This is a genomic window from Gilvimarinus polysaccharolyticus (assembly GCF_001187555.1).
GTDB lineage: Bacteria > Pseudomonadota > Gammaproteobacteria > Pseudomonadales > Cellvibrionaceae > Gilvimarinus > Gilvimarinus polysaccharolyticus.
The window spans coordinates 350,292-373,732 of the sequence record NZ_LFIJ01000001.1 but is presented as its reverse complement, the minus strand read 5'-3'; the positions used below and the strand labels follow the sequence as shown (position 1 = coordinate 373,732).

Annotated in this window: 19 protein-coding genes; 7 read left to right on the top strand and 12 right to left on the bottom strand. The window is 49.3% G+C overall.

Translation table 11 applies throughout. The annotated features are described in order from the left end of the window. Positions 1-77 precede the first annotated feature (77 nt). Both GILYN3_RS01545 and GILYN3_RS01540 read left to right on the top strand, forming a co-directional pair. Entirely contained in the window at positions 78-764 is a 687-nt protein-coding gene (locus GILYN3_RS01545) for an RluA family pseudouridine synthase (RefSeq protein ID WP_049721220.1), read from the top strand. Positions 765-897: 133 nt separating this feature from the next. After that, positions 898-1,452: an acyl-CoA thioesterase gene (locus GILYN3_RS01540; protein WP_049721219.1), complete on the top strand. Its 555-nt coding sequence runs from the start codon at positions 898-900 to the stop codon at positions 1,450-1,452. A 5-nt stretch (positions 1,453-1,457) separates the two neighbouring features. Here the strand turns inward: GILYN3_RS01540 and GILYN3_RS01535 are convergent, their stop codons facing one another. The 3 genes from GILYN3_RS01535 to tpiA form a co-directional block, all read right to left on the bottom strand. Continuing rightward, entirely contained in the window at positions 1,458-2,786 is a 1,329-nt protein-coding gene (locus tag GILYN3_RS01535) for a GGDEF domain-containing protein (RefSeq protein WP_049721218.1), read from the bottom strand. A gap of 169 nt (positions 2,787-2,955) precedes the next feature. Next, positions 2,956-3,918, bottom strand: coding sequence for a class 1 fructose-bisphosphatase (locus GILYN3_RS01530; protein WP_049721217.1), 963 nt, complete (start codon positions 3,916-3,918; stop codon positions 2,956-2,958). An 18-nt stretch (positions 3,919-3,936) separates the two neighbouring features. Then, positions 3,937-4,701 (bottom strand): triose-phosphate isomerase, encoded by a 765-nt coding sequence (tpiA, locus tag GILYN3_RS01525; protein WP_049721216.1) that lies wholly within the window; start codon positions 4,699-4,701, stop codon positions 3,937-3,939. A 409-nt stretch (positions 4,702-5,110) separates the two neighbouring features. Between tpiA and GILYN3_RS01520 the strand changes: the two genes are divergently transcribed. Next, positions 5,111-6,073, top strand: a complete 963-nt coding sequence (locus GILYN3_RS01520; protein ID WP_049721215.1) for an alpha/beta hydrolase — start codon at positions 5,111-5,113, stop codon at positions 6,071-6,073. 37 nt (positions 6,074-6,110) lie between these two features. Here GILYN3_RS01520 and GILYN3_RS01515 read toward each other — a convergent pair whose 3' ends face one another. Together GILYN3_RS01515 and pbpG are read right to left on the bottom strand one after the other, a co-directional pair. Next, a complete protein-coding gene (locus GILYN3_RS01515) occupies positions 6,111-9,638 on the bottom strand; it encodes a response regulator (protein ID WP_049721214.1) in 3,528 nt (1,175 codons plus the stop codon). 39 nt (positions 9,639-9,677) lie between these two features. Further along, positions 9,678-10,694: a D-alanyl-D-alanine endopeptidase gene (gene pbpG, locus GILYN3_RS01510; protein WP_232305489.1), complete on the bottom strand. Its 1,017-nt coding sequence runs from the start codon at positions 10,692-10,694 to the stop codon at positions 9,678-9,680. A 206-nt stretch (positions 10,695-10,900) separates the two neighbouring features. Between pbpG and GILYN3_RS01505 the strand changes: the two genes are divergently transcribed. Beyond that, the gene (locus GILYN3_RS01505) at positions 10,901-11,368 is read left to right on the top strand and encodes a DUF2780 domain-containing protein (protein WP_084005014.1); all 468 of its coding nucleotides are present in this window, start codon (positions 10,901-10,903) and stop codon (positions 11,366-11,368) included. A gap of 101 nt (positions 11,369-11,469) precedes the next feature. Here GILYN3_RS01505 and GILYN3_RS01500 read toward each other — a convergent pair whose 3' ends face one another. Further along, positions 11,470-12,357 (bottom strand): LysR family transcriptional regulator, encoded by an 888-nt coding sequence (locus GILYN3_RS01500; RefSeq protein WP_049721213.1) that lies wholly within the window; start codon positions 12,355-12,357, stop codon positions 11,470-11,472. A 122-nt stretch (positions 12,358-12,479) separates the two neighbouring features. Here GILYN3_RS01500 and metE point away from each other — a divergent pair, with 122 nt between their 5' ends. Next, complete coding sequence (gene metE, locus GILYN3_RS01495) at positions 12,480-14,756, top strand: 5-methyltetrahydropteroyltriglutamate--homocysteine S-methyltransferase (protein ID WP_049721212.1); 2,277 nt, start codon at positions 12,480-12,482, stop codon at positions 14,754-14,756. A gap of 59 nt (positions 14,757-14,815) precedes the next feature. Here the strand turns inward: metE and GILYN3_RS01490 are convergent, their stop codons facing one another. Then, entirely contained in the window at positions 14,816-15,340 is a 525-nt protein-coding gene (locus tag GILYN3_RS01490; protein WP_049721211.1) for a disulfide bond formation protein B, read from the bottom strand. Positions 15,341-15,819: 479 nt separating this feature from the next. Between GILYN3_RS01490 and GILYN3_RS01485 the strand changes: the two genes are divergently transcribed. Beyond that, complete coding sequence (locus GILYN3_RS01485; RefSeq protein ID WP_049722507.1) at positions 15,820-18,978, top strand: glycoside hydrolase family 9 protein; 3,159 nt, start codon at positions 15,820-15,822, stop codon at positions 18,976-18,978. 235 nt (positions 18,979-19,213) lie between these two features. On the opposite strand, the gene GILYN3_RS01480 is transcribed toward GILYN3_RS01485, so the two are convergent. From GILYN3_RS01480 to dauA, 4 genes are all read right to left on the bottom strand, one after another. Then, positions 19,214-19,549, bottom strand: a complete 336-nt coding sequence (locus GILYN3_RS01480) for a zinc ribbon domain-containing protein YjdM (RefSeq protein ID WP_049721210.1) — start codon at positions 19,547-19,549, stop codon at positions 19,214-19,216. Positions 19,550-19,558: 9 nt separating this feature from the next. Next, positions 19,559-20,224 (bottom strand): trimeric intracellular cation channel family protein, encoded by a 666-nt coding sequence (locus GILYN3_RS01475; RefSeq protein WP_049721209.1) that lies wholly within the window; start codon positions 20,222-20,224, stop codon positions 19,559-19,561. Positions 20,225-20,351: 127 nt separating this feature from the next. Beyond that, on the bottom strand, positions 20,352-20,582 hold the full coding sequence (locus GILYN3_RS01470) for a hypothetical protein (protein ID WP_049721208.1): 231 nt from the start codon (positions 20,580-20,582) through the stop codon (positions 20,352-20,354). Further along, a complete protein-coding gene (gene dauA, locus GILYN3_RS01465) occupies positions 20,579-22,312 on the bottom strand; it encodes a C4-dicarboxylic acid transporter DauA (protein WP_049721207.1) in 1,734 nt (577 codons plus the stop codon). The genes GILYN3_RS01470 and dauA overlap by 4 nt, the downstream gene beginning before the upstream one ends. Positions 22,313-22,420: 108 nt before the next feature. Between dauA and GILYN3_RS01460 the strand changes: the two genes are divergently transcribed. After that, positions 22,421-22,600, top strand: a complete 180-nt coding sequence (locus GILYN3_RS01460) for a hypothetical protein (protein ID WP_049721206.1) — start codon at positions 22,421-22,423, stop codon at positions 22,598-22,600. Between the two features lie 268 nt (positions 22,601-22,868). On the opposite strand, the gene GILYN3_RS01455 is transcribed toward GILYN3_RS01460, so the two are convergent. Continuing rightward, positions 22,869-23,396: a hypothetical protein gene (locus GILYN3_RS01455; RefSeq protein WP_049721205.1), complete on the bottom strand. Its 528-nt coding sequence runs from the start codon at positions 23,394-23,396 to the stop codon at positions 22,869-22,871. Positions 23,397-23,441 lie beyond the last annotated feature (45 nt).

Below are 23,441 nucleotides of genomic sequence, written 5' to 3'. Positions count from 1 at the left end.
CTACCCTTGCGAGACGATACCGGCTACCAGCCCCACAAGGGCAATAGAGCCAACCATTAGAATTAACCGTGGCGTTTATGCAACCTCAGGCCGACCCGTTTATTGCCCCCGTTTGTACCGAATCGATTGAGATTCTGTACCAAGACAATGCTATTTTGCTGATTAACAAACCTTCGGGTTTGTTGAGTTTATCGGGCAAGCATCCGGCCAATAAAGATTCGGTGCACTTTAGGCTGGTACAAGATTTTGCCGATGCGCGTTTGTTACACCGCTTAGATTTAGGCACATCGGGCGTTATGTTGGTGGCGTTAAACAAAATCATTAATGGCGTGCTGACCAAACAGTTTCAAGCGCAAAGCATTAACAAAACCTATACCGCTATTTTACAAGGCCACATAACACCAGCTAATGGCAGCATTAATGCACCGATTGCCAAGGGCGAGTTTCCGTTGCAAGAGATTTGTTACAGCAAAGGTAAGGCCGCTCATACCAAGTACCAATTACTGGGGCATGAATCGGTTACCGCTAACAACGGTATGAGCGCGCCCTGCAGCCGGGTTTTGTACACACCACTCACGGGGCGCACCCACCAATTGCGTATTCACAGCCGCGAGTTAGGCCACCCGATATTGGGCTGCGATTTATACGCTAACGATACCGCTTACTTTATGGCGCGCCGGTTAATGTTACACGCCACCAGCTTAACGTTTGATCACCCGATCACCGGCGAGCGCATTAATGCCACAAGCCGCTGCCCGTTTTAAATTAGCGCGTTACTGTTACAGGCTGCTTGGTTTAAGGGGGGTTAACCGGTACTATTTACAACGCTATTGGCGCTAAACAACAACGCTTAACGGCTACCGCCCATAACACACCATCCCCCATAAGACTTTACTTATGCATGAATTTCGCACGGTTAAATCCTCGCAGATTGTTTTAAAAGAGCTGATGATTCCCTCATACGCTAACTTTGGTGGCAAGGTTCACGGCGGTGTTATTTTATCGCTGATGGATAAAATCGCTTACACCACAGCGGCAAGTCACTCGCGTAATTACTGTGTTACCGCCTCGGTTGATTCGGTGAACTTTGTGAGCCCGGTAGAGGTGGGCGAGCTGGTAACATTAATGGCATCGGTTAACTATGTGGGCCGCTCATCGATGGAGGTGGGTATTAAGGTTTACTCGGAAGATTTTAAAAACGGTATTAATAAGCACACCAATACGTCTTATTTTACGATGGTGGCTATTGATGAGGACACACGCAAGCCGGCACAGGTGCCCGGCTTGATACTGCAAGAGGATATCGAGGTAAAGCGTTTTATCTGGGGCAAGTTTCGCAAACGTTTTAAGGCCGATTTACAGCAACAGTTTAAAACTCTGCACCAAAATTTAGACATCGCCGCCGAGACCCGCGCTCTGGCCGAAGAAAACTGTCAGATAGAGCAATCTTAATCGTTTTAGGCAACACCAACCAAGCCACTTGTTGGCGCCAACATAACACGGTTTTTACCCGCATGTTTAGCTGCATAGAGCGCCTCATCGGCCTGTTTAAATAGGTGGTCAAGATCGTCGCGCGTCATGCTCGCCACGCCAAAACTGGCGGTAATCTTGGGGATACACTCTAAGCCTATATTGGCAATTTTTGCGCACAAGTTCTCGGCAACAATACGTGCTTGGTACAACTCGGTGTTAGGACAAACTATCATAAACTCCTCGCCGCCCCAGCGAGCTGTCACATCAGAACTACGCACATTGCTAATTAGAGTACTCGCCACCTCTTTTAACACTAAGTCTCCAACATCGTGTCCATGTTGGTCATTTAGTTTTTTAAAGTCATCAATATCCAGCAGTATCATCGAGAACGGCTGTTCGTGGCTCTGCCAATTGGCCAGGCCATCGTGAAACGCCTGCCGTATACCTAGCCGATTATTAATACCGGTAAGAGGGTCTGTTTTTGCTAGATCTTCGACCTGTTGGTTTTGTATGTTAAGCAGCTTATTCACGTTCATAAGCTGGCGTTGGTATTTGGCATTGCGCTTAAGGGCTAATTTTAACTGCAGCACACGAAACAATAACAACAACACTATCGCACCAATCCAAAGCGCAATAAGCCCTTGATACATAGTTTTTTGGGGGATGATTGGGCCGCTCAAAGAAATACTGTTTAGCGTGTAAACATACTCACTAGGTAAAACATGATCGCTAGTTTGAATCTCAATATAAAGCACTTCATGAAAATCTGGCCGAGAATAATGCGGAGGAATGCCCTTTTCCTCTACCCACCAATCTGCCACCGAAAAATCTGCCAGACCTACAGCGTAAGGGCCTTTGTTTAAGAGCTTGGCGTTAAGCCCGACATTATTGTATTTAGTCGTACTAAGGTCGCCCACCACATAGTATTCGGGGCTGCGGCTGCGCAAGTACACCCGCACATTACCCGCATTATTTTGATAACCAAGATCAATGGTAAATGTTTTGTATTTAGATAAGTCGACGCCTTTCCCGTCGGCACCGATCAAGCTGATCTGGTAGCTACAAAACGGGTCAGGAGAGCCTTCACGTAACTGACATTGCCATTTATAGGGGTGACCACTTACAGCGTATGCTTGACTATTACCGCCGATAACGCTATCGGCGTATATAGATCTTGTATAGCTTGCCAGATCAAGGGTGACATTCCGTGTAATCCAACTTTGTGGCAATAAAAGAACAACACACGACAACAGCGCAAGAGCACCTAGCAATAGGTCGGTTTTGGCCACCCAACGAACGGACTGATTATCCATAAAGTTTATATGTGCCCTTTAAGCATATCTCTAGTAAAAGTAAGTATAGGTAACACGAGGCAATACGTCACCGTTTAATGGACTCTAAAGGTCACTAAATCATAGCCAACCAAACCACATACAGACTCAAATACTAAAGATTCTCTGAGGCACCCACTAAATTAAAATATCACACCAGCCCCTCTAGCTTTGCGACTTCTTGCGCGGCACCCATAAACACCGGCACGCGCTGGTGCAGAGTGCCTGGCTCTATATCTAAGATGGCTTGCTTGCCGTCACTAGCACGGCCACCGGCCCGCTCTACCAACAGGGCCATAGGGTTGGCCTCGTACAGCAACCGCAACTTGCCATTATGAACCGCGCCTTGGGTGTTGGCGGGGTACAAAAAGATACCGCCACGCATCAAAACGCGGTGTACATCGCCCACCATGGCGCCGTTCCAACGCATATTAAAATCTTTGCTCCGCACCCCGTCTTTACCCGCCTGCAAGCTTTGTATGTAGCCTTGCAGCGCTGGCGACCAATGGCGCAGGTTAGACATATTAACCGAGAACTCTTGGCACTCGGGCGCAATGGCCAGCTCGGCCTGCGTCAGCTGATAAGTATCGTGCGGATCTAGCGTGTACAGCCGCGACGGGCCACCCGTGGTTAGAGCCAGTTGCGTCGATGGGCCATACAATACGTATCCGGCACACACTTGCGCGCGCCCCTGTTGGGCAAATTGTTTGTGGGAGTCGGCGGCAACATCGGGCAAAGCGCGATAGATTGTAAAAATGGTGCCGATTTGACCGTTAATATCGATGTTGGATGAACCATCGAGCGGATCAAACGCCACCACATAGGCGCCGCTAGGGTTGCCCGGCACCACGTTGTCCTCCTCTTCGGAAGCAACAGATTTAACATGGGCCGAGGCCAACAGAGCTTCTTTAAGAATATCGTTGGCGATCACGTCGAGCTTTTTTTGTGTCTCGCCCTGAACATTTTGCTGTGCCGCCGAGCCCAGCACACCGGCCAGCGCACCTTGACGTACCTTGTGGGCGATAGCCGTACTGGCACTTAGCAGCGTCAGTACAAGCTCGGTAAGCGGCGCTGGAGTTTTGTCTTGGTTTAACTGTGACGCTACCGATTGCATATGGTCTTCCTTAATCGATTATTCTGGTGCGACGTCGTTAGCGGCGGCGCAGATTTGAGCAAAATGCTCGGGGTCTAAGCTCGCCCCACCAACCAACAAGCCACCCACATTAGGCAGAGCCAACAGCTCGGCGGCGTTGTCTTTTTTCACGCTACCGCCGTACAGTATTTGTACACTTTGGGCGGTAGTTTCACCCAAAATGGCACACAGCTCTTGGTAGATATACTCGTGTACCTCTTGCACCTGCTGGGCGCTGGCAGCTTTACCTGTGCCAATAGCCCACACCGGCTCATAGGCCACACAAAATCTTTTGCCTTCCAGCTCCAACCCTGGCAGTGCTTGGTGTAACTGACGATAGAGAATGTCTTGGGTTAAGCCCAACTCATGCTGTTGGTTGTTTTCACCCACACATAAAATAGGCATGATGCCAGCGGTTAATGCCCGTTCGATTTTGGTGTGGCACGAGGCATCGTTTTCTAAAAACATTTGGCGCCGTTCAGAGTGGCCAATTAAGCAAAACTTACAGCCAACCTCTTTCAGCATTTGCGCCGAGGTTTCGCCAGTAAAGGCACCCGAGGCAAACTTACTGACGTTTTGGCTGCCCACCAAAATATTGGAGTTACGCAAAAAGTTAACCATATCGCTGATGTAAACATACGGCGGAGCAATGCCTACCTCTGCCTTAAAGTTTTTATTTAACACCGAAGCCACCGAGGTACAGATTAAGTCTGTGCCGCCGTTTAACTTCCAGTTTGCCACCACAAGCGGAGCGCGTTTTTTCATTGATCAAAATCCTCGAACAGGGCTTTGCCTGACCGGTTAACGTTAACGACTGACCAACCATGCTTAACAACAATATATTGGTCTAGCCAAAATGAGGTTATCTACATAAGCTATATTAAGTGAAAATTGGTAAACAATCAGGCATATTTTGCTATTTTATTAAAAAATTCCAGCCATTATTACTGATATTGAATTATTTTTACCACCCAAGAACCGTCTCACCCCTGTACTTATCGAGAACTGGCCTTACCAAAAAATAGCACATAACATAAACAACAGCGTTAACCCCATGGCTCATATCCTTAACTCAGCCGGTGCCGTGTGTAGCCAGCGCAATCGTCATCACCGATAATAACAACACAAGCTAATACCGTACCTAGTGACGGCACATAACAATAAAGAGACCCCTATGAAATTTACCGCCCTACTATTACCACTTTTGTTCTTTGCTGCATTAACATTTGCAGCCGAGCCAGATAACGCCTCGGTCCGCACTAACATAACCCTAACAGCCGATCATTTACCGCAACAAGGCGTGCCCACTGGCGAGTTACAAGGCCCTTTTGAATTTCACAGCCGTATCATCCCAAACACCGTTAGACGCTATTGGATTTTTGTACCCGAGCAATACAACAGCACTACGGCCGCCAGCTTGTTGGTGTTTCAAGATGGGCAGCGAGCAACCAACCCCGATGGGCCAATTAGAATTCAGCAGGTTATGGCGAACTTAATCGCCAAGGGCGAAATGCCCGTCACCATCGGCTTGTTTATCACCCCCGGTAACCTATCCGACCGCTACCCTGACAACCTTGGCATGAGCAACCCAGACCACCGCTGGCAAGAGTACGATGTACTTGGCGACCGCTACGCCCGCTTTTTAATTGATGAGATGCTGCCCCAAATTGCGCAGCGCTACAACCTGACCGATGACCCCGAGCAGCGAGCTATTGGCGGCACCAGCAGCGGTGCCATTGCGGCATTTACCGTCGCCTGGGAGCGGCCCGATTATTTTCGTAAGGTGTACAGCGGTATTGGCAGTTATGTGTCTATTGGCTTTAGGCCCGATGCCCAACCCCCGCTGCTGCAAGGTGGGCAAAACTACCCCGCCCTGATCCGCCGCGAGGCAATACGCCCGATGCGAATTTTTCTACAAGACGGCAGTAATGACTTAGATAACGAGTGGGGCGACTGGTTTTTAGCCAATCAACAAATGCTTAAAGCGCTGGCTTACGCCAACCGTGCTGCCGACGACAGCAACCAAGCAGGGCCACGTTATGAGTTTACCCATGTGTGGACCGATGGCGTCCACAACGATGATCACCCAGGTGCGCTATTGCCCGAAGGCTTACGCTGGCTGTGGGCCAAGCACTAAATAATACACCCGGGCAGATCGGATCTGCCCGGGTGTATTACTTGGAGTTATCGTCGCGCGCTAGCAGCGCATCAATGGTTGTTTGCAAAAGGCTCGCCAGCGGCTCGATATCGGGCACGGTACCGGCGGCGCTTAATTGTTGCTCGGCCTGCTCGGCTAAAGTGAATAGCTCCATTAACCCCATAGTGCCGGTGGTGCCTTTAATGGTATGCAACAACATCGCTAAGTCGTCACCGGAGTCTTGCTGTGCGCGCAACTGACTGGGCCATTCCGGGTGGTGCTTAGCAAAGTTAGCCAACAGAGTAAAAATTAACGTATCGTTATTTTGAAAACGCCGCACCAACTCGGAGCCTTCGGTACCCATTTGCGCAAACAAGTCGGCCAGCTCTGGGCTAACATCTTGCTCGCCCAGAACCTCGGGCATAGCTCTCTCAACCGCTAAAGCGTTACTCAGTGTCCAACGTATTAATACATCTAACAACTCACCTAAATCAAATGGCTTGCCCAGGTGATCATCCATTCCCGCTGCCATCGCTTGTGCGATATCTTCGCTCATCACTGCCGCCGACAGCGCAATAATCGGTGTGGTTTTTGTTGCCGCGTTTTTACGCAGCCGACGGGTCGCTTCAAAGCCGTCGACTTCCGGCATGTGTAAATCCATTAAAATCGCGTCGTAGCGCTTTTGTTCAGCCGCTTTTATCGCCTCCGAGCCGCTCTTGGCAACATCAACGCTAAGCCCGACTTGTGATAACAATGTGGTGGCCACTTCGATATTTAAAAGATTGTCTTCGACCAACAAAATAGCTTTTTCATGCAGCCGATCGGCCTTTTCTTTCCTGCTTTCTTTCTGCGTCGTAGAGCCTTGCGTTACACCTAGCGTCATCGATTTTATATGCTCGGCTTTAACCAAGTTGTAAAGCGTAGATGGTAATACTGGCTTGGATAAAACTGGAGTTTCATCGCGGCCTTGTTGTTTTAATTTTCTAACCAGAGCGTTTTTATCGTAGGCGGTAACCATGATGATCTCGCCCATTTTTTTACGCGGCGCGGGGGTATCTGCGCTGCTCTCCTGCGAGTTATCGATAGACTCCAGCATGTGTAATAGATCCACCCCGTCATCGTCGCCCAAGCGCCAATCGAGCAAAACCAAATCATACGGCTGCTCATTAAGCGCCCGCTGATAATGTGTCAGCGCATCGGCCACGCTTGTGACTGCATCGGCCTGCACACCCCAAGCATCTAAATAAGCTTTTAAGATTTCACTTGACGTATGGCTATCATCTACCAGCAGCACCCGGTTAATACCAACCGGGACAAACTCTTGATCTTGTTCTTTGGCAAGCTGCAACGGCACACTAAAATAAAACTCGCTACCGTGCCCAAGCTTGCTCGTTACGGCAATTGCGCCGCCCATTAACGCCACTAGCTTTTCACAAATGGTGAGACCCAAACCGGTGCCGCCATACTCGCGATCGGTTGCTTCATCGGCCTGACTAAACTGCTTGAAAATATGCCCAGCTTGTTCAGCTTCTATGCCTACTCCGGTATCTTTTATCGAAAAGCGTAATTGCTCATTCGCGTTGCCATCTTGTTCACGACTTACCGTGATAATTATTTGGCCATCATGAGTAAACTTGCTGGCATTACCGACCAAGTTATTCAACACCTGCGCCAACCGATACGGATCGCCTTGCAAGGTAAGCGGTAGCGTTGGATCAATCCAGGTATGCAACTGCACCCCTTTTTTAGCCAAGCCAACATCAAACAGCCCAACCACAGCGCTGATAAGCTGCTCGACTTGAAAAGGGGTATTGATGATTTTTACGTTGCCGGAGTCTAGCTTTGAGATATCTAAAATATCGTTGAGAATGGCGAGCAAGGCTCTTGATGCATCGCCGAGTTTATCGACGTATTCGTGTTGCTCGGAGCCAAGCTCGGTGCCTTTGAGAATATCAACCAGGCCGATAATACCGTTCATGGGCGTCCGGATCTCATGGCTCATATTAGCCAAAAATGTACTTTTAGCTTCGGCCGCCGCTTCGGCCTGACGGGTGCGCACCCGCAACGCTTTGTTTAAAGTTTCCACTTGGTCCTTCGCCCGCATCACCTCGGTCAAATCGGTGGCAATAGCAACCACACCGACGACTTTAGGACCAAGCGACTGCGCCTCGTTTTGTTCGATATCTGGCGCTAAATGAATCTGTAAATGTTGCGTGGTGCCCAGAGCCGTTGTTGACGACTGATTAAAAGTAACCGACTCGCCAACTAAACAGCGCTCAAAATAACCTTGCCACTGATAATACTCTTGCGCCGGCATAATGTCGGACAACGCAACACTACCCAATGGCGCTTCGGCCACGTCATAGTATTGTTTGAAGCTGCTATTAGCGTAGCTACAGTGTTGCTCTAGTGTCCAATAAGCAATCATATTAGGCAGAGATTCGGTCACCGTATTAATAAATTCGTTGCGCCGCTGTAAAGCCAAGCTGCGCTGCTGCTCGCGCCGACGCAAGTCAGAGGCGCTGCTAAACAAACGGTAGTAAAACCAACAGCCTAAAAACATCGCCAACAACACCGGCAACAAAAACCAAACGGTACGCCAGCGGGCAGCACTAAAACGCAGCTCTACCTCGGCTGCGGGAATATGTGTTAACAATAATATGGGATTAAAGGTTGCCCGAGCTTGATCGGGTGCGTTTTCAAGCTGCGGCGAAACACTCACCCAGCTCCAATAACCACTGGCCGTTTCCAGTACGCTCAAGGCCGTCGAGGTGTCTTGTATGCCGTGCCATAAATCTGGCTCATCGGTAGCGATGGAGTGTTTGGTGCCTAAAATGTGCCCCCACGTTTTACTGGAGTCCGGGTGGGTTAACCAATTACCTTGGGCGTTGGCTAGGTAAACATCGGTCTCACTTTGCGAGCTGGAAAACAAGCTAGATTTAACATTAAACAACAGGTTGAAGATTAAATAACCGTGATCAAAGTCATTAACCGTCGGCAAGCGCACGCCGTAACGAATGGTAGGGGTTAGCGGTCGCTGTAAACGACCGTTTTCAACGTTCAGATCGGGCTGCGAGACAAATGTCTCGTAGTCATACAAATTCATTATTTTTTTATGGTAAGGCCGCTCTGATTTGTTTTGTAAATCCTGTTCATCAACCTTACGTACAGTTTGGTTATCGACCAAAATTTTGGCCATCTCGCGACCGTCAGCAAGTACCCAGCGCACTTGAAAGTAAGCGCGGTTGCGGTAGGCAAGTGAGTATAACGATTGAATCACTAGATCATGTTTACCGGCCAGATCGGGCTGTTGTAGCGCCGACTGAATCAAAGGCTCTTGCACCATCCCAGCCAAGTGCCTCGCCGGTAGTGACAACACCTCGGTCAACTGCGAGCGGCTTTCGGCTTGTTGAATTTCGACTTCACGAACCAAAGAGTCTCTGGCATCATTTGCGAGAATTTTATACACCAAAAATGAGATGGCCGCGAAAAACAACAGCCCTGTCGCGATCACCCACAAAAACTGCTTATACGACAACCGATCTAACGAGCTTTTAAATGTCATTCTTACAGCCTTTTAGTGACCTTAACGCCTTGACGCTAATTAACGGCTAACGGTTTCTGTCCCTGTTGTGTCAACCTGTTCAGCGGCCAAGATTTGTGCCGCCAGAGTGTCCGCTTTGGTTTGTTCATAACGTGATGCCGCCGAGGCTACCGGCCCACTGTTGCCGGTGGTTAGCCAGCGGCGAATGCGTCCAGCATCGCCCAGCGGTGTGCGTTTGCCAAACGAGTCAAGCATCACCATTACCGTGGGCTCTCCTGCCACATCGACCACCATCACCAAGCAACGTCCGGCGTTGGTTAAATAGCCGGTTTTACTTAACAGTACATCCCAGCGCGAGCTGCGCACTAACGGGTTAGTGTTAGCGTAATACAGCGAATAACCCGGATCGGTAAACCATACGTCATGCTTGGCACTGGTAGTTGCCTCGCGAATAGCGGGGTAGCCATAAGCGGCTTTAAGCATTTTGGCCAAGTCGGCCGCCGTCGAGACATTTTGCTCGGATAAACCGCTGGAGTCGACAAAGTGGGTTTGGCTCATGCCCAGCTCGCGCGCCTTACTATTCATTGCGGCAATAAAAGCATCATAGCCTGCTGGGTGGTGACGCGCGAGTAAATAAGAGGCGTAATTCTCTGAGGACATTAAGGAGATTTTTAACAGATCAGCGCGTTTGGCACGCGAGCCGGGGCGAATACGTGAATAACCATTGGCGGCGGCCGCAACGTGGCGTTTTTCAACCTTAAGCCTTTCGGTTAAGGGGGCACCTGAATCTAACACCACCAACGCCGTCATAACTTTGGTCACCGAGGCGATAGGCATAACCCAGTCGGCGCGCTTAGTGTAGCTAGGCTTACCGGTGGCAAGTGGCGCAACCAAAGCACTGACTGAGGCCAGCTTAAGATTTTGTGGCTGCAGGGTTAAGGTTGCTGGGGATTTTGACGCGGGAACTTGGGCTGCCGAGGGCTCGGCGCCAACAACTGCAGCTGCATAAACACTGACCACTAAAGCCAGAGTCAGAATTTTTATCTGCCGCAGCGACATCTTAACGTTATACTTCATTACTTGGCGTCTCCTAAGGCGCGATTTTATCCGCCACAAGGTTAACACGAATTACTTTAGCGGCGCTGCCCTGCGAGCCACAGTTTGTAGCAACCGCCAGCGGAGTAATCACTGCTTTAATTTTTTAGTGGCTGTGATATAAATACCGATCAACTCCAGCGTGCTCGCCACGAAGACGAACACGCCTAATAGCGCAAGGAACCACCATGAAAAAGCTAATAGCAAGCATCAGCTTGTGCGTTTTAGCCCAGGCCAGCTTGGCCGAAGAGCCAAAATCATTAAACTTAAAAAGCTTAACTGACGCTGTCAGTAGCACCCAAGAAAGCACGGAGCAAGCATCTGGGCTCATGTCGAGCCTAACCGAGCAACTCGGAATCTCGCCAGCGCAAGCCGCCGGTGGTACCTCGGCTCTAATGGCTTTGGCCAGCAGCACGTTATCGGACGATAACAGCGCGTTGCTTAAAGATATTATCCCTACCGGCGACTCTAGCGGTGGACTGGCCTCATCGCTGATGGGCTCAATCAGCAGCATGGATGGCGTAACATCGGCGTTTAGCGCACTGGGCCTAGACCCCGCGCTGGTTAGCCAGTTCACCCCCATTTTGATGAGCTATATAGGCAGCAATGGCGGCGGCGAGCTACTCGGCCAACTGGGCAGTATTTGGGGCAATTAATACCTCCCCAAGCGACAGCCTCAATTTGATGCTCGACAAACCGGCGGACTCGCAAGAGTCCGCCGGTTTACGTTAAGGCAACACTAACGCCTCGGTGTGATTTATGGCTGCGGGGTAGCTGCTTGCTGGATAAACGCATCCAGATAATCTATCCCCCGATCGGCCGCTCGCACTCCCACATAAATATGTTTATGCAGCCCCCGCTCCCCCAAGCTAATCGCCTTGATGGGTAAACTGGCGGCATACTCGGCTACCAGCCAGCGCGGCAACGCGGCAACACCACGACCTACAGCCACCGTATGTAATAAAATATCGGTCGTCTCAATGGTTTTATGGCGGCGCGGCGCCACTCCGGCCGGCAACATAAAGTGGCTGTAAATATCCAATCGCTCTACTGGGACTGGGTATGAAATTAACACCTCGGTAATTAATTGCGCGGGGGTTACAAAACTTACTTGGGCCAGCGGATGGTTAGCCGCCACCACCAACACCTGCTCGTAATCAAATACAGGGGTAAACTCGACCCCTGGCTTATACAGTGGGTCGGGGGTCACGATCAAATCAATATCATGGCCAAACAGCGCCGCCATGCCGCCAAATTGAAACTGTTGCTTTACATCGACATCGACCCCTGGCCAAGCGCTTAAGTAAGGGCCCACTATCTTTAATAACCACTGATAACAGGGGTGGCATTCCATCCCGATTCGCAGTATCCCGCGTTCACCAGCCGCCATACGAGAGATCACACCTTCGGCATGCTCAAACTGCGGTAACAAGCGCCCGGCCAGCCCTAATAAGTATTGCCCGGCCTGGGTGGGGCGTAAGTTGCGCCCTTCACGCTGCCAGATCGGCGTGCCCAATTGTTGCTCTAGCTTTTTTATCGCATGGCTTAACGCCGATTGCGTTAGGTGCAATCGCTGCGCCGCTGCGGTGAGCGATCCGTGTTGCTCTACTGCGCGTAAAATTGCCAAATGGCTGCGCTCGATCATAACTACCCTCTTATATTCGCCCCACAAGACATGAATATAATTCATAGAACAATGAATTAATACCATTTTTAATCATAGGCTGGCCACCCTACACTGGCGCCCTTACTGACTAGGAGGCCAACATGGCAACGACACATAATTTGGGGTTTCCCCGCATAGGCGCCAAGCGCGAATTAAAATTTGCTCAAGAGGGATACTGGAAAGGGCAATTATCTGAACAAGAACTACAACACACAGGAGAAACCCTGCGCGCACGTCACTGGCAAGCTCAAAACCAGCTCGACTGGGTGCCAGTGGGTGATTTTTCGTTTTACGACCAAGTACTAGATACTAGCTTTACTCTGGGACATATCCCCTCACGGGTAAAAGGTTTAACCGGCTCGACGCTAGACAACTACTTTCGTATTGCCCGCGGCCGCTCGGGCAACGATAGCGACTGTCAGTCTGTGCATGCCGGCGAAATGACCAAATGGTTTGACACCAATTACCATTACATCGTCCCTGAATTTAGCACCGATGATAGCTTTACCCTTAACCCCGAACGGCTGCTGGCGCAATTGGCCGAAGCGCGGCAACAAAACATTAATGCCAAGCCGGTTATTGTTGGCCCCATTACCTATCTTTGGCTGGGTAAAAGTAAAGATGACAACGACCGCTTAGCATTGCTGGATAAGTTGCTACCGGTGTATAGCGAGCTGCTGCAAGTATTAGCTGGCGAAGGCATAGAGTGGCTGCAAATAGATGAGCCAGTATTGGTGACAGAGCTAGACAGTCATTGGCAACACGCGCTTAATGTGGCTTATCACACGTTAAAAAGTGCGCCAGTAAAACTACTGTTGGCCACCTACTTTGGCGAGCTTGCCGACAATTTAAAACTCACTTGTGAGCTGCCCGTCGCGGGGATACATGTCGATGCGATCAGCGCACCTGCAGAGGTAGAAAAAATCATTGACTGGCTACCCAGCCATAAAATTTTATCGCTCGGTATTATTAATGGCCGTAACATTTGGAAAACCGACCTCAACGCGACTCTCGATTGGTTAGAACCCTTTGCCGCAAAACTAGGCGAGCGGTTATGGCTGGCGCCGTCATGCTCACTACTGCATGTACCGGTCGACCTAGCGGCCGAGCAAGCACTCGACCCTGAGGTTAAGAATTGGTTGGCATTTGCCACGCAAAAACTCGATGAGTTGCGTATTGTTGCCACCGCCTTAAACGAGGGCCGCAGCGCCGTTGCCGCCGAGCTTGCCGCCAACGCCAAAGCTGTTGCGGCACGTAAACAATCTGATCGCGTTAATAATCAGGCGGTGCGCGCACGAGTCGCTAGCATCAACAAAACCTTGGGCGAGCGGCAAAACTCTTACGCTGTACGGGCGCAAAAACAGCGTTTACGGTTTAACTTGCCAGCTTATCCCACTACCACTATTGGCTCGTTTCCGCAGACACTGGATATTCGTCAAACACGGCGTCAATTTAAAAGTGGCGAGCTGCCTTTAGACGATTATCAAACACGGATAAAAGCGGAGATCAAACGATCAGTGCGCGAACAAGAGGCGTTAGAGTTAGACGTTTTAGTGCACGGCGAAGCCGAACGCAACGATATGGTTGAATACTTTGGCGAGCAATTAGAAGGTTATGTTTTTAGTCAGTACGGTTGGGTACAGTCTTACGGTTCACGCTGCGTAAAACCACCAATCTTATTTGGTGACATCAGTCGTCCCAACGCCATGACTGTCGCCTGGACACAGTACGCTCAGTCACTTACTGACAAACCATTAAAGGGCATGCTCACAGGGCCTGTCACTATTTTAAATTGGTCCTTTGTACGCGATGACCAGCCTCGCGCGGAAACGTGTAAACAACTGGCCCTGGCCATTCGCGATGAAGTGCAAGATTTAGAACACGCTGGAGTGGGCATTATACAAATTGACGAAGCCGCCTTGCGTGAAGGCTTACCGCTGCGTAAAAGCCAATGGCAAGGTTACCTAGACTGGGCGATAGAGTGCTTTAGAATTACCGCCAATGGCGTGAGTGATGAAACACAAATTCACACCCATATGTGTTATTCAGAGTTTAACGATATTATCGAATCCATCGCCCATATGGATGCCGATGTGATCACCATAGAAACATCGCGCTCGAACATGGAGCTATTGGATGCATTTGATCACTTTAATTACCCTAACGATATTGGCCCTGGGGTGTACGACATTCACTCGCCTAATATTCCGAGCCAAGCACATATTATTAATTTAATGAGCAAAGCCGGCGAGCGAATCCCCACCGAGCGGTTGTGGGTAAACCCCGATTGCGGACTAAAAACTCGCCAGTGGAGCGAAGTATTACCGGCACTTAAAAACATGGTGAGCGCCGCTAAAACACTGCGCTTATCGGCGTAGCAAACAGATGCCTAGCGGTTTTGTGTGATACAGAAAATCGCTAGGCTCTGCCAATAGCGTTATGATTTAGTGAAGAAAACACCCAGTAAAGCTGTGCCGAACAGTACGATCAAGCCAACACTTACAGCTACTAACATATGCGTCATGGTGATACCAAACAGTAGCTCGGGAGTTGCCTTACAAAAATCTTGCACCTCAAACATCGAGGGCAACCAAGCGTCCAGCGGAGCCCAACTGGGAAAGTTGGCTTTAAAAGCACAACTACTACCATTACCAATGCCGTATTCGATTTTAACAAGGTTCCAGCTTTCATTGGCCAACCCAAACGCTAGAGCTAAGCCACTCAGCACACACAGTAAACGCCCCCAACAATAACGTTTAAGTAGCAACGCAATAAGTGCAACAAAAAATAGCCCCGCTACCCATACCCGTACATAAATGCACACCTCACAGGGGTAATACTGCCAAACATGCTGAAACAACAGCGCGCCAACCTCTAGCGCCAACATCAGGCCCGCTATGGCCCACCAAAAACAACTCGCATTAGCCAACAACAATACACGAGAACAAAATTTCGACGCCATACACCTTCCCTCTTAAATTGAACCTGACCAAGCCACAATGGCGCATTAATCTCACAAAGAAAAAACAATGACAAACAACTCAACCATATTAATTTTCATAAAAAATAGAACCAATAAAACCATTAACCTAACACTGAAAAAAAGTATTTTATATTTAAATTAAAAATGACATCCATTTTGATTAATTAAAATAATAACTGGCATAAATCATTTTTACTTCTAGGCTATATATGCCTCACATTTATCGCAAGAGCGTGACAACACACTCATTTAATTTCGATTTTTCGTGACGTATGCACAACACGCCTGAATCAAGATTACTCAAACTACGCGGGCGATTGGATAAAAGCCTTGTGTGCGTTTATCACTAAGTGAATCGCAATAATGGTTTAGTACATAACCCCAAGGGTTAAAAACTTTATGTCGTTTTTTACATCATGGACCGTTTACGTAACCACAGTGACATCTTAACACTTGTAATGCGCATTCGGACGACAATCACTAGGAGAGTTATTTTGAAAATTAATAAAATAGCAGCCCATATCGCCTGCACAATATCCTTAGTTGCGGCACAACAAAGCAACGCCCAAACTCAAAATTACGGCGAGGCCTTGCAAAAGTCCTTGTATTTTTACGAAGCCCAACAAGCCGGCCCACTGCCCGAGTGGAACCGTGTCCCTTGGCGCGGAGATTCTACCCCGACTGACGGTGATGATGTTGGCATCGATTTACGCGGCGGTTGGTTTGACGCTGGCGACCACGTAAAGTTCGGCTTCCCAATGGCCGCCACCACCACTTTATTAGCTTGGGGCGCAGTTGACTACCGACAAGCATATCAAGACTCCGGCCAACTGGATCACTTGCTAAACAACCTACGCTTTGTCAACGACTACTTTATTAACGCGCACCCATCGCCCAATGTACTATACGGTCAAGTGGGGGTAGGCTCGGCTGACCATACCTTTTGGGGTCCTGCCGAGGTCGTTCACCACAAAATTCCTGAATCACGGCAATCAATGAAAATTGATTTAAGCTGCCCAGGCCCTGACCTTGCCGCCGAAACCGCTGCGGCCATGGCGTCGTCATCTATGGTGTTTCAAACTACCGACGCCGCATACGCCAGTACCTTGCTAACCCATGCCGAGCAACTGTTTGCCTTTGCCGAACAAACCACCGGCACTGATGGCACCGACAATGCGTACTCCAACTGCATCACCGACGCCAAAGCCTTTTACAACTCTACCTACGGCGTTTACTGGGATGAAATGGCATGGAGCGCACTTTGGTTATGGCGCGCTACCGGCAATAACGACTACCTTACCAAGGCCATAGGCTATTACGACCAAATGGGTAGCGAAACCCAATCCAACACGCCGGTTTATACCTGGTCCTTAGGCTGGAACGATAAAGCTTATGGGGTATATGTAATGATGGCGGCACTGGTGGGCGATCAACGTTATCACGACGACGCGCAACGTTATCTTGACCACTGGAGTATTGGCAACGGTAATCGGACTCCTGGCGGCGTGGTAGTGGTAGACAGTTCTGGCTGGGGCGTAAACCGTTACGCTGCTAACATCGCCTACCTATCGCTGTATTACGCCGACGCCTTGGGCAGCTCTGACCCGCTATACAATCGCTATCAAGATTTTGGTTTATCGCAAATCGATTATATCTTAGGTGATAACCCCGCCAACCGCAGTTACCAAGTAGGTTATGGCAATAACTTCCCAACCAATGTTCACCACCGTGGCTCACACGGCTCGTGGGCTGACAGCCTGCAAGTACCCACGCAACAACGACACATTCTTTATGGTGCGGTAGTCGGCGGTCCCGATGCAGACACCAACTACACAGAAGATCGTGGCGACTACATTATGAATGAGGTAGCCGTAGACTATAACTCAGGCTTTACCAGCGCCGTTGCCGCACTCTACAACGATTACGGTGGTAACCCGTTGCCCGAGTCGCAATTTCCACCGGCAGAGCCACCCCTGGATGATGAATATCTGGTGGGCGCTACCATCAACAGTGCCGGTGATCGCCACGTTGAAATTAGGGCGGTCATTCAAAACCGCAGCACCACACCGGCGCAGGGTCGCGACGATTTGTACTTTCGCTATTTTTACGACTTAAGTGAGGTATACGCCGCTGGCTATAGTGCCAGTGATGTCACTATATCTACCGCTTACTCCCAAGCTAGCAGCGTCACCGGCCCTCACCCTTGGGGCAATCCTGCCGATCATATTTACTACACCGAGGTTAGTTTTAATGGCGATGTAATCTATCCAGGTGGGCAATCGGCACATCGGCGCGAAGTACAATTTCGCGCATCACTCCCCACCAACGTTCCGGCCAACGTATGGGACAACAGTAACGACCCGTCGTGGATGGCAGCTTACAGCAACCCCAGTAATCAGTATGGCTATCCATCCGAGACCATCCCAGTTTATGGCGACGACGGTTTACTGCAAGGTGAAGAGCCCAGTGGCGGCTGTGGTGGTAGCAGTGGCGTGAACTGCCTACCAACGGCAAACGATCTCACCGTAACCACTGCCTTTGAAACCGCCGTAAGCATTCAGCTGGAAGGTTCGGACAGCGACGGTAGCGTGACACAATACAATGTGACTGGCGCACCGAGCAATGGCACCTTAAGCGGTACTGGGGCCACTTTAACCTACACGCCAGATACCGGTTTTAGCGGTAGCGATAGCTTAACCTACACGGTAAGTGACGATGCCGGTGCTGTGTCGGACCCTGCTATGGTGGATATCCAGGTCGAGGCCGAGTTAGTACCTTCAGTGGCTATCAGCTCACCGGCTAATGGCACCGAAGTAGAATTGGGCGCTGACTTTACTGTGCAATTTAACCTAGCCAATGCCGATGGCGTGCGAGTGCGGATTAACAGCATGCTCATCAGCGACGTTACCAGCGGCAACAGTGTGGTACTTACCGCGCCTAACTCAGTGGGCGACTTTAGCGTAAGTTTAACCGCCTTGGATAACACTGGAGCCGAAGTAGGCACTCCCGATGTGATTACCTTGAGCGCCGTCAGCGAACCGGTCAACACCGCACCTGTGGCTTGTCTCACCCCGGCTAACATCACCGTTAATGTTGGGCAAACTGTCAACCTCGACGCCAGCTGCTCGGCCGACCCGGATGGCGACACTCTGAGCTTTAACTGGGACTTAGGCAACGGCCAAAATGCTACGGGCCAAACCACCAGTGCCAGCTATGCCAGCGCCGGAAGCTACACGGTAACCTTAACCGCCAGCGATGGCAGCGACACAGACAGCGCCACTAGCAATGTCACCGTCGAGGCTGCAACCGGTAGTGGTCAATGTGAGTACATTATCAGCAACGAGTGGAACAGCGGCTACACCGGATTAATTCGCATCACCAACAACGGTTCCAGTGCAATTAATGGCTGGAATGTTAACTGGGCTTACAGTGATGGCTCATCATTGGTGAATACTTGGAACGCGAATGTTACCGGCTCTAACCCTCACAGCGCGAGCAACCTCAGCTGGAACGGCTCCATAGCACCGGGGCAGTCTACCGAGTTTGGCTTCCAGGTGAATAAAGGCTCGGCTAACGCCTTAGTGCCTACCGTTAGTGGCAGCGTGTGTGACAATTAAACACCGGCTGTACGACAGTCAAGCAAAAGCCTAACGGCACCTTATATTCGGCACATGGATGTGCCGAATTCCCCTCACAACCAAGCAGGCACTCTATTGGCGGTCGATATCTAGGCGCGATCCTAACTTTTAAACTGCCGTCCCCCAGCATCTGTATTATTTATACTTAATACATCATAGCTGTGATGGCGTTTAATCACCGAGGTAACGCTTAAAAGGCCGAGCCTAAACAAGACTAACTCTTTTTAACGAACTCTGATTTCAACATCATCGGCCCAATTTTGTCCACTCGGCAATCAATATTATGATCCCCATCGACAATTCTGTTTATTTTAATTTTTGTACCGATCTTGATAACACTAGAGCTGCCTTTCACTTTTAAGTCTTTAATTAAAGTGGCGTTATCGCCTTCAAGCAAGTCATTGCCGTTAGCATCTTTGACCGATAGCGCTTGTTCTTCATCTGGCCCCGATGTTTTATCCCATTCATGCCCACACTCAGGACAAACCAGTAGAGCTTGATCTTCATAGGTAAATTCAGACTGACATTTTGGACAAGGAGGTAAAGACATACTAAGTTCTCATTGATTTAAGTGAATATTACTTTGATTTAATGGCTGAAAAACAGGTAAAGACCAGTTGCGGCTTACAGATAAAATCCGCAAACCTAAGGTCGCGATTATCGGCACAGCAAGGGTCACAACCTCGGGCAGATCGTACTGCGACAAACCATAATAAAGTGCAGCGCCTACCCCTGCAGCACTGGCATACACCTCTTTTTGCAAAACCAGCGGCACTTCATTACAAATAATATCGCGCAACATGCCGCCCGCAACACCGGTAACAACTCCCATAATAATGACAATCGATACCGAATGCTGTGCTTGAGCCATAGCAACTTGAGCGCCAATAACAGCAAATACCGCAAGACCAAACGCATCAAAAAACAGCATCGCTTTTAAAAAAGCAGCCGACGACAAATTGCGCACACACAACGCAGCACCGGCGGCTGCGGCAATAACGACAAGGTAAATTGGCTCGCGCACCCAAGTGACTGGGCCAAGTCCCAAGCATAAGTCACGTAAAGTACCGCCACCGACCGCGGTACAAAAAGCCACCACCAAAATACCAAACAAATCCATAGAACGCTTTTGCGCAACTAACGCACCACTTAGGGCAAAGGTAAACGTCCCTAAATAATCGGCCAAGGAAAGGTAGTTTATCTGATACAGAAAAAAATCAAACATAGTCATTGTTAACAGTAGTTGTCTAAAGCTTAGCGCCAAGTACCTCGGCAAAAATCCAGACAGGATAAACACACGCAGGCCTTGTTACGCACCACATCCTTAGGTAAACGCAACCGGCCAAGTTAAATTACAAAAATACGGTAAATTCTTTAATGCTAAGGCTTTTAAATAACTCGCTAAACATATTTAAATCTTCAAATAAAATATGCGACTCATCATCATTAACCAACATGTACTGCTTTTGATTTTTATCGATCAGCATCACAAACCATTGGCTTGGGGTTGATGGATTTTTACGGATTTGTGCACAGCTCCAATTTTTATCATCGCCATGATCTATAGCTTCCGATAATCTCATAAGCGGCTCAGCTTACTTGCTTTTGCCGCCGCCTCGGCATTTTCTAGACTGTCAAAAAATCGCACAATATCACCATCGGGGGTCAGCTTTGCCTTTGCCAAGGTTTTTAATGGCTGAAACTGCCACTCACACATAAATACTTTAACACCAGCGTCACACTGCGCCGTCATTAGTTTTGATAACGCCGAGAGGCCACCCGCATCCAAAATAGGAACCGACTCCATCGTTAAAATAACCCCATCTAATGACTTTACCTGCTCGTTTATCTCGCCAAACACTCTGTCGGCCGCGGCAAAAAATAACGGCCCTTTAATTTTAAACACCTTCCAGCCTTGAGGGACTTCAGTGACAAACTTTTTGTTATCGGTAATATCAACCACTTTTGTCATGCCGGCTATTTGCCGCACAAACAAAACAGAGGCCAACAGCATTCCTGCTGATATGGCGATCACCATGTCAAACCACACCGTTAGGGTTAAACAGGTGGCAAATACGGCAATATCGCTCGCAGGTGCGGCTTTGACGATGCGCACAGATTTGGGGGCCTCGCTCATATTCCAAGCCACTACCAGTAATAGTGCGGCAAGCGCTGGCATAGGTAGGTAACCCAACAACCCCGACAACATTACCAATGCCAGCAACACCACCAACGCGTGCACCATAGCCGCCACAGGTGATACTGCCCCCGCCTTTAGGCTAGCCGCCGAACGAGCAATCGCCGCAGTAGAGGTAATACCGCCAAAAAAGGGGGCCACTATATTGCCAATGCCCTGCCCTAGCAACTCGCTATTGGCGCTGTGCCGCTTGCCCGACATGCCATCTAAAACTACAGCGCAAAGCAGCGACTCAATAGCTCCCAGCATCGCAATCGCAAATGCCGCCGGAATTAAGTCTTTAATCGTGGGCCAGTTCAAAGAGAAGCTCTCGCCACCGGCGCCCGGGCGCAGCCAGGGCCAATCAAATTGCGGCAACACCGAAGGGATGCCATTGCCCACGCTACCGTCGGCTAACAAGTAATGGAATCTAGAGCCAATGGTGGCGACATCGCTACCGTAGTGGTTAAGGATGATGGTCAAAATACTGGCCAAGATAACCGCAGGCAAATGCGCCGGTACCGCGACCTTAAGCTTGGGCCAAAGCAGCATAAACACCAGCGTAAAGCTCGCCACCATCAAACTACTCAGATCAACCGACGGCAGATGTTGGGCAATGGTAATAATTTTTTCGTAGTAATGCTCGGGCAGCGTCGCAACCTGTAAACCCAAAAAATCAGGAATTTGCAATGTCGCGATAACAATACCGATACCACCGGTAAAGCCAAGTGTGACGGTTTCGGGGATGTATTCGATAAAACGTCCAAGCCGCGCATAGGCCATCAGCATCAGAATGACACCGGCCATAATGCTCGCAACCAATAACCCTGCCATACCGTGCTGGGTGACCAGCGGATGTAAAATAACCACAAAGGCAGCGGTGGGTCCACTGACACTAAACCGACTGCCACCGGTTAGCGCCACCAAAAAGCCCGCAATAATCGCGCTATAAAGACCGTACTGCGGCGGCACCCCACTGGCGATAGCAAGTGCCATGGCCAGTGGAATGGCGATGATTCCCACCACACAGCCGGCCAAAATATCTTTTACTAAGGCCGCCCGCGTATAGCCTTCACTGAGCACTGCGCGCATAGCGTGGGCAAGCCTCAACGAAAACAAATGAACACGGTGCGACATAATGCTGGCCCTTAGATTACAATAGGGTTGACATTATATATTCATGCTATTGACAGTCAATGTTAACCTAATTAACATCAGCATCACATTTTAGCTTTGGATTTTGTTATGGAACAGCGTACGGCACGGCTTACACTGCTAATAGACCCCAATAAAAAAGCCATTTTTGACCGGCTGTGCTCCCAAGAGGACGTCACTGCGTCGCAAAAAGTCAGGCAATTTATCCGCGATTATATCGAGCAAAAACTGGGGGAAAACTGGCAAGAAGATGCGCAGGGGGACAAGTAAACACAGAGCCGCGACAATTAGATCAGCTCAATCTCACAACAATCAACACCGGCCAGGGCTAGGTACGAGTGCCGCAGTTCGACGCGAGCTAAAACTCATTCGGGGTTTTAATCAGGCGCAATGCCGAACTCATTAGCTTATCTTTGGGCACAGAACTATCGGCTTTTGGGCGCTTTTTCAGGTGAGCGACTTCACTGCAGTAAAAAATAACTAGGGCTGCTTAAAGCATGTAACGAAAACTCACTCAGGCTGTAACTTACTGGAAAGGCTACTTCTTTTTGATAGGAGTTCTTTGCTCTGTGAGTGTAACCTTTTCATACACACCATTTGCTTTGACCCTCAGCACCCTATCGCGTCTAGGCGCTCGGTAAACTGAACTAATGGACACTAAAGCATCTGATTTTCTGAATGTCTTGGGTGGAATTACCAATGGCTCGCTAAGTAACGAGCGTTCTGTCTGAAAGTAAGACAAATAAACCTCACTCACCGTCACTTCTTTATCGGAAAGGTTGGTAAAATAAATTTCTTCTACCTCTTCAATATGATCCTGATACTTTCTATCAGACCAAGACAACACTTTCTCATACCCTTCGGGCAGGCGTTCATCCCCCAGAGTTACAACAACATGCGCTACTAGCGAGTCGTCGAACATGGTGGCCATACTTTCAAAGTACTCAGACAAAACTATGGAATTAAAGCCGCCTTTACCATCAGGCACTGAATTCACAATACGAGGAGATTGATGGGCCGAACAAGCCGAAAGCAACAAACATACTACAACCGCAAAAACTCTCATGGTTAGTCCCTTTATTTATACATTAAATGCTTAAAACAAAAACCT

Coding starts and splice junctions, on each gene's coding strand:
- GILYN3_RS01545 (WP_049721220.1), top strand. CDS start 78: ATGCAACCTCAGGCCGACCCGTTTATTGCCCCCGTTTGTACCGAATCG.
- GILYN3_RS01540 (WP_049721219.1), top strand. CDS start 898: ATGCATGAATTTCGCACGGTTAAATCCTCGCAGATTGTTTTAAAAGAG.
- GILYN3_RS01535 (WP_049721218.1), bottom strand. CDS start 2,786: ATGGATAATCAGTCCGTTCGTTGGGTGGCCAAAACCGACCTATTGCTA.
- GILYN3_RS01530 (WP_049721217.1), bottom strand. CDS start 3,918: ATGCAATCGGTAGCGTCACAGTTAAACCAAGACAAAACTCCAGCGCCG.
- tpiA (WP_049721216.1), bottom strand. CDS start 4,701: ATGAAAAAACGCGCTCCGCTTGTGGTGGCAAACTGGAAGTTAAACGGC.
- GILYN3_RS01520 (WP_049721215.1), top strand. CDS start 5,111: ATGAAATTTACCGCCCTACTATTACCACTTTTGTTCTTTGCTGCATTA.
- GILYN3_RS01515 (WP_049721214.1), bottom strand. CDS start 9,638: ATGACATTTAAAAGCTCGTTAGATCGGTTGTCGTATAAGCAGTTTTTG.
- pbpG (WP_232305489.1), bottom strand. CDS start 10,694: ATGAAGTATAACGTTAAGATGTCGCTGCGGCAGATAAAAATTCTGACT.
- GILYN3_RS01505 (WP_084005014.1), top strand. CDS start 10,901: ATGAAAAAGCTAATAGCAAGCATCAGCTTGTGCGTTTTAGCCCAGGCC.
- GILYN3_RS01500 (WP_049721213.1), bottom strand. CDS start 12,357: ATGATCGAGCGCAGCCATTTGGCAATTTTACGCGCAGTAGAGCAACAC.
- metE (WP_049721212.1), top strand. CDS start 12,480: ATGGCAACGACACATAATTTGGGGTTTCCCCGCATAGGCGCCAAGCGC.
- GILYN3_RS01490 (WP_049721211.1), bottom strand. CDS start 15,340: ATGGCGTCGAAATTTTGTTCTCGTGTATTGTTGTTGGCTAATGCGAGT.
- GILYN3_RS01485 (WP_049722507.1), top strand. CDS start 15,820: ATGCGCATTCGGACGACAATCACTAGGAGAGTTATTTTGAAAATTAAT.
- GILYN3_RS01480 (WP_049721210.1), bottom strand. CDS start 19,549: ATGTCTTTACCTCCTTGTCCAAAATGTCAGTCTGAATTTACCTATGAA.
- GILYN3_RS01475 (WP_049721209.1), bottom strand. CDS start 20,224: ATGTTTGATTTTTTTCTGTATCAGATAAACTACCTTTCCTTGGCCGAT.
- GILYN3_RS01470 (WP_049721208.1), bottom strand. CDS start 20,582: ATGAGATTATCGGAAGCTATAGATCATGGCGATGATAAAAATTGGAGC.
- dauA (WP_049721207.1), bottom strand. CDS start 22,312: ATGTCGCACCGTGTTCATTTGTTTTCGTTGAGGCTTGCCCACGCTATG.
- GILYN3_RS01460 (WP_049721206.1), top strand. CDS start 22,421: ATGGAACAGCGTACGGCACGGCTTACACTGCTAATAGACCCCAATAAA.
- GILYN3_RS01455 (WP_049721205.1), bottom strand. CDS start 23,396: ATGAGAGTTTTTGCGGTTGTAGTATGTTTGTTGCTTTCGGCTTGTTCG.